At 70.5% G+C, this 5,927-nt stretch carries 5 protein-coding genes; 2 read left to right on the top strand and 3 right to left on the bottom strand.

Annotation, left to right across the window (positions count from 1 at the left end):
• Window positions 1-634: 634 nt before the first annotated feature.
• The gene (locus tag ACFV3E_RS46305) at window positions 635-1,615 is read right to left on the bottom strand and encodes an alpha/beta hydrolase (protein WP_500542531.1); all 981 of its coding nucleotides are present in this window, start codon (window positions 1,613-1,615) and stop codon (window positions 635-637) included.
• Between the two features lie 639 nt (window positions 1,616-2,254).
• On the opposite strand from ACFV3E_RS46305, the gene ACFV3E_RS46300 reads away from it, so the two are divergent.
• Window positions 2,255-2,734 (top strand): MarR family winged helix-turn-helix transcriptional regulator, encoded by a 480-nt coding sequence (locus ACFV3E_RS46300; RefSeq protein ID WP_500542529.1) that lies wholly within the window; start codon window positions 2,255-2,257, stop codon window positions 2,732-2,734.
• 492 nt (window positions 2,735-3,226) lie between these two features.
• The gene (locus tag ACFV3E_RS46295) at window positions 3,227-3,739 is read left to right on the top strand and encodes a P-loop nucleotide/nucleoside kinase family protein (RefSeq protein WP_500465841.1); all 513 of its coding nucleotides are present in this window, start codon (window positions 3,227-3,229) and stop codon (window positions 3,737-3,739) included.
• A gap of 163 nt (window positions 3,740-3,902) precedes the next feature.
• Here the strand turns inward: ACFV3E_RS46295 and ACFV3E_RS46290 are convergent, their stop codons facing one another.
• Complete coding sequence (locus ACFV3E_RS46290; RefSeq protein ID WP_500542527.1) at window positions 3,903-4,577, bottom strand: sigma factor-like helix-turn-helix DNA-binding protein; 675 nt, start codon at window positions 4,575-4,577, stop codon at window positions 3,903-3,905.
• A 796-nt stretch (window positions 4,578-5,373) separates the two neighbouring features.
• Window positions 5,374-5,927 (bottom strand): oxidoreductase dimerization domain-containing protein (locus ACFV3E_RS46285; protein ID WP_500542525.1); only part of this gene is annotated, 554 nt, incomplete at its 5' end.

The raw sequence follows: 5,927 nt of genomic DNA, 5'->3' as shown, positions 1-5,927 counted from the left end.
TCCGCGGCCGTGACCGGCTCGGGCGGTGCGGCGCGCGGCCGTCGACCCGAACGTGTGGGCCCGGGGTGGTTGCCTCAGGTACGGGACTGCGGCGCCCGGCGCGTGCCTTTCCGGGCTCGTGCTGCCGGGCATGCGCATCACTGTCCTTGTGGGCACGGCGGCCGCGGGTTGCTGCCCTGGCCGACGCCGTTGCCGGGCCCACCGCGCCGGGCCCACCGCGCGGCGCGCACCGCGCCGGGTGCCGCGGGCGGAGCCGGCGCGGCCGGCGGCTGCGGATACCCCCGGGGGGCGGCCTGGGTCGTGCACGCTCCGGCCGGCATCCCGGCATCCGGGCTGCACGCTCGGGCCGGCATCCGGGCTGCGCGATCCTTTCAGGTCGGTGCACGGCTTCGAGCCGCTTCCGTGTGCGCTTGGTCTCTTAACTGATGGTCTCGGTGGGGTGTCGCATGTGCTTCGTCCGTCGACGCGGTTCAAGGCGCTGCGCCCGGCGGCATCACGCCAGGTGTCTCAAAGGCGCTGCGCCCGGCGGCATCACGCCGGGTGTCTGGGTGGAGCGGCAGCGTCGATGCGTGAGCGTTCTGCCAGGGTGGTGCTTGCTGTCGGCAGCGGTGGCGTTCCGCGGGCTCGCCTGGGGTCAGCTTTCGGTGCCCAGTGCCTGCCGGAGGGTGGCTGTGGCCTGGGCGACCGCTGTGCGGGCCGCATCGGTTGCCGACAGCGCGTTGAGCATGACGAAGTCGTGGATGGTCGCCTCGTAGCGGGTCGCGGTCACGGGAACCCCGGCGGTGCGCAGCTTGTTGGCGTAGGCCTCGCCTTCGTCTCTCAGGACGTCGGCCTCCGCGGTGATGACCAGGGCCGGCGGCAGGCCGGCGAGCTCTTGCCCGGTGGCGCGCAGCGGGCTGGCCGTGATCTGTGCGCGTTGCTCTTCATCTGTTGTGTACTGGTCCCAGAACCACTGCATGACATCGCGGCGCAGGAAGTAGCCCTGGGCGAACCGCCGGTAGGAAGGCGTGCCGAAGTCCGCGTCGGTGACGGGATAGAACAACACCTGGTGGCGGAAGGAGACATCTCCGCGTTCCTTGGCCAGCAGCGTCAGGGCTGCGCTGAGGTTGCCGCCGGTGGAGTCGCCGGCCACGGCCACCCGTGTGGGGTCGATGCCGTGCTCACTGCCGTGGCGGGCAACCCATCGGGCGACCGCGTAGCACTCTTCCAGCGCCTGGGGATAGCGGGCTTCGGGAGAAAGGGTGTACTCGGGGAAGACCACGGCGGCCCGCGCGCCGATGGCCAGTTCACGTACCAGGCGGTCGTGGGTGCGCGAGCCCCCGAAGACCCAGCCGCCGCCGTGGAGGTACAAGACGGCGGGCAGCGGCCCGGCGGCATGTCTTGGGCGCACAAGGCGCACCGCGACGCTGCCCTTCGGCCCGCCGGACACCGCGACCCAACTGTCCTCCACCTCCACCTCACGATGGTGATGCTCCAAAGCCTGCGCCGTCTCCAGCGCCCTGCGGCCCGCCGCCGGTCCCAGATCGAACGGGAACGGCGGGGCGGCGGTGGCTTCGGTGAACTCGCGAGCAGCCGGTTCGAGAACCGGCTGCTGCACGGGGAGGTAGTCGGGCATCACGTGCTCCTGGTGGGCAGGCTGGGGGAGTTGGACAGGGCGGTGGCTGCCGGTCTCCCGGGCCGCCCTGCCGCGCAGAGGCTGTCCGGCGATCCAACCGCGAAAGCGCGCCTTGCGGCATCGGTCATGTGACCGTGAACCTGGATGCGGCCCGTGCGCCGCCGGGAAACGGCCCGCCTCGAGCGTGGTGGAACGCCGCCGCCGTACCTGGTGACGGCAGCGCCCACGGCAGCCGCCCCGGCGGCCAGACGATGCCTCTCGGCGAGGGCCGGGGCCCACTCGACGGCCTGCTGGAAGAGCCGGTCGGCCCGGTACGAGGAGCGCACGAGCGGGCCCGACAAGACACCGGCGAAGCCCCGCGGGGCATCGCCCGCCAAGCCAGGCCTGGGCGGGCGACGCGGGATCAGGCACATGATGCACAGGGCCCTCTTCGGCACCGATGGGCAGTTGCGGTACCGGAAGGTCCGCTGAGCGGATTCCGCGGGGCGGGACGACTTCGTCAACGGGTGCCGCGTACTGCGCGCACCGGCCCCTACGGCCCGGCGCGGCAATTTTAAGTGTGCGCAATATAATGGTCTGCGGGGAAGTTGTGAGATGTACGGTTTAGTGCGCGAGCATTGTGTGTGGGGAGGAGTGGCGATGAGTGGGAACCGGCCCGCCGCGAAGCGGCCGGCGGCGGAGGCTGACGAGGTCAGCCTGCTCCTCGACGACCAGATGTGTTTCGCCCTGTATGCGGCGCAGCGGGCCTTGACCAACCGCTACCGGCCTTTGCTGGATGAGTTCGACCTGACCTATCCGCAGTATTTGGTGATGCTGGTGCTGTGGGAACACGGTGCGCTGCCCATCAAGTCGCTGGGCAAGCTCCTGCAACTCGACTACGGCACTTTGACGCCGCTGCTGAAGCGCCTTCAGGCTCATGGGCTGGTCCGGCGCGAGCGCCAGGCGAGCGATGAGCGTTCGGTGCAGATCAGTCTCACCGAGCAGGGTGCCGAACTGCGGGAGCGTGCGCGGGTCATTCCGGCCACGATCGGGCAGGCCGCAGGTCTCACCGCGACGGAGGTGGGGAACGTCAAGGCTCTCCTGGAGCGGCTGACGGCAAACGTCACCGCGAGCCCGTGACCTTTTGGGCGGGGGTGTCAGTGGCCAGCCGACGGAATCCGCTGACCTGCGAAGACGCGGCCTCCGAGGAGTGAGTGTCCCGTGACGGAGCGCGGAGTTTCCCGGTGAATCGCGGTATGCCGGTGTCGTCGGTACCAGGGACATGGTCCCGTTATGGCCGCTGAACAGGACAGCGCCGGTTCCGGGTGCTTGCGGTCAAGCGCAGCACAGATATCCGTTGCGCAGGATCGGCTGTCCCCTATGATCAAGGCATGTGCTGCTGTGCTCCCATGACCACAACCGCCGCTTAGCGGCGGTACCGCGGTTGCTGTAACCGCGGCCATTGCCTGCCCCCTCCGCGCGGGGCAGTGCCGGGGCGTACCGCCGGATCAGTGTCCTGCCGGCAGTCACTCGTGTTCCTGTGATGCCGGGTCGTCCTGCCTGATCAGGGAAGTCATGTCTCAGTCACAGCGTTTCGATTCACAGCACCCGTGCGCCGCCACCCTGCTCCTGATGGTCGGTCTCCCCGGGGCCGGGAAAACCACCCGTGCCAAGGAGCTCGCCGCGACCCATCGGGCGCTGCGGCTGACCCCGGATCACTGGATGATCCCGCTGTTCGGCGATTCGATGGCCGACGGCAAGCGCTGGGTGCTCGAAGGGCGGCTCATCTCGGTCGCCCTGCAGGCGCTGCGGCTGGGGACCAGCGTCGTACTCGACTTCGGGCTCTGGAGTCGCGATGAACGGTCGGCACTGCGCTGGCTGGCCCGGTCGGTCGGGGCGTCATGCCAGGTGGTCTACCTGCCCGTGGACAAGGATGTCCAGCTCGCCCGCATCGCGCACCGCCAGGAAACAACACCGCATCAGACGTTCCCGATGAGCGAGGCCGACCTGGATACCTGGCGGGAGCAGTTCCAGGTGCCTGACGCCGCAGAACTCGACGGCCGCGAGATTCCCACGCCACCGGCGGGCTGGCCGAGCTGGCGGGAGTGGACGATGGACACATGGCCCTCGTGCACCGACAGCTAACCCGGACCGGTCACCAACCGTCGGTGATAATGGTCAGCCTCCGCTGCGAGAGGAGACGAGCGCGCGGCGGTCGCACAGCCCGCTGACCTTTTCCGCCCATTCCGTCACCTCGGGAGCTTCATTTCGTCGGTAGCCCTCAGTCGTCAGGGACGTGATCGTGCCGTCAGGCGAGCAGCCCGCGCCGGTGGGCGGCGGCAGTGAGCATCCCAAGGAGAAGGTTCCGCCCGTGGCGGAGCCGTGAGCGCACCGTGCCCGCAGCGATGCCCAGGATCTCGGCGATGTCGGCGGGTGTGAAGTCTTCGGCGTCGGCCAGGTACACCACGATCCGTGCCTCGGCCGGCAGGCGCTGCAGCGCGGCGGACACCTCCTCGGCGGGGAGGAGGTCCAGTGCCCGGGTGACCCGGGCAGCATGTTCGCCGGGGACCGGAACCCGCTCGGCAAAGCCCTCTTGCGGGCCTTGTGCGGGGGGCGGGAAGACGACGTTCCCGGGCCGGTTCGGCTCGCCGAAGGCGTCGAGCGCGGTGTGGGCGAGGATCCGGAACAACCAGACCTTCAGGCCGGCCCCCTTCGGGAGCCGCTCGAAAGCCTCGAAAGCCTCGAAGGCCTGAAAGGCCTGCAGATACGTCTGCTGGACCAGGTCGTCGGGGTCGGCATGGGCACCGGTCATCTGCGTCGCGGCTGCGTGCAGCCGGCCGAGGAAGGGCATGGTCCGGCGCTCGAACCGCGTGAGCGTGGTCTCCTCGTGGACCGCCCGCTCGATCAGGCTGCTGCCGCCGTCCATGTCGCCCCTGTGCCCGACCGGGTGGGCGGGCGCGGTGCGGGAGGGGGGCCGGTTCATGTCTGTCCTTGCGTGAGCACGGGCACGGCGACACGGCGATGCCGCCCTTGTCCGCTCAGCCACAGGTCCCGCAGACGTTCGGATGCCGCTTTCCCCCGATGCCGGCCTTTCGCGGGGTCCGTGATGGCCGGCAGGGATGAAGTGTCATCGGGCACCGCTATTGCTGAAGACACGTGTTTCTCCAAACTGGCAAGGGAACCCCCTCCTTAGCGGAAGGGGATGGGCGCTGCTGTCACCGCGGTGGCGGTCACGGTGCAGCGATCAAGCGTGGGGATGCGATGCCCGGCCGTCCGCAGGGCAGTGGCGGAGGGTCCACCGCCCGGGGCCGCGCGAGCGGGGACGGCCGGGCAACTCGGTGCCGCCGTTCGGCGCCCCGTGCGGCCCGCCCCCCGGTTTTTCCGGCGTACCTCCATCATGGGCGCGGGCCGTGAGCGAGGTAATCCGGAACGTGACCTAGATTCCGTAGCGGCGCCTGCGTGGTTCCTAGGTAACGTGACGCGGTACCGGCGGCCGGAGTCATGACGGTCATGCGCCCCAAGGCCCGCCGGCACGCATCGCCCGGTTGCCGCCCGGTTGCCGCCCGGTTGCCGCCCGGTTGTCGCCCGGTTGTCGCCCGGCGGGCGCATCGCGGAAGCGGGGGTTTCACGACAGGTGAGCGCAACGCTGTGCACCAGGTGCCTCACCGCAGGGGCACCCACGCGGGGGGTGAAGCCGGCGGTCGGCGGCGAACGCCGGAAGCCATAAAGTCCCCGGCGTCCGGCCCTGGCGTCCGGCCCCGGCGTCCGGCCTTGGTGCCTCAGCCCCGGTGGGTCTCCAGCAGCCTCAGCCAGATCTCGCCGATCGTGGGGAAGGCGGGCACGGCATGCCAGAGCCGGTCGATCGGCACCTCGCCGGCGACGGCGACGGTGGCCGAGTGCACCAGTTCCGCCACGCCGGGCCCGGCGAACGTCACGCCGGCCACGGTGCCGCGGTCGAGGTCGATGAGCATGCGGGCCTGACCGCGGTATCCCTCGGCGTACTGGTGGGCGCCCGCCACGTGCGCCAGGTCGTAGTCGACCACCTTGATCCGGTGCCCGAAACCCATGGCGTCGTGGGCGGTCATGCCGACGGAGGCGACTTCCGGGTGGGTGAGGACCACCTGCGGTACGGCCATGTGGTCGGCGGTGGCGACATGCGCGCCCCACAGGGTGTCGTCGACCACCTCGCCGCCGGCGCGCGCCCCGATGACGGCGCCGGCGATGCGGGCCTGGTACTTGCCCTGGTGGGTCGGCAGGGCGCGGTGGTTGACGTCGCCGACGGCGTACAACCAGCCGTCGGCGACGCCGGTCACCCGGAAGGTGTCGTCCACCA

The sequence above is a fragment of the Streptomyces sp. NPDC059718 genome (assembly GCF_042733315.1).
Lineage (GTDB): Bacteria > Actinomycetota > Actinomycetes > Streptomycetales > Streptomycetaceae > Actinacidiphila.
Note: the sequence above shows the minus strand (reverse complement) of the source record. Positions and strands in the feature narration are given on the sequence as shown.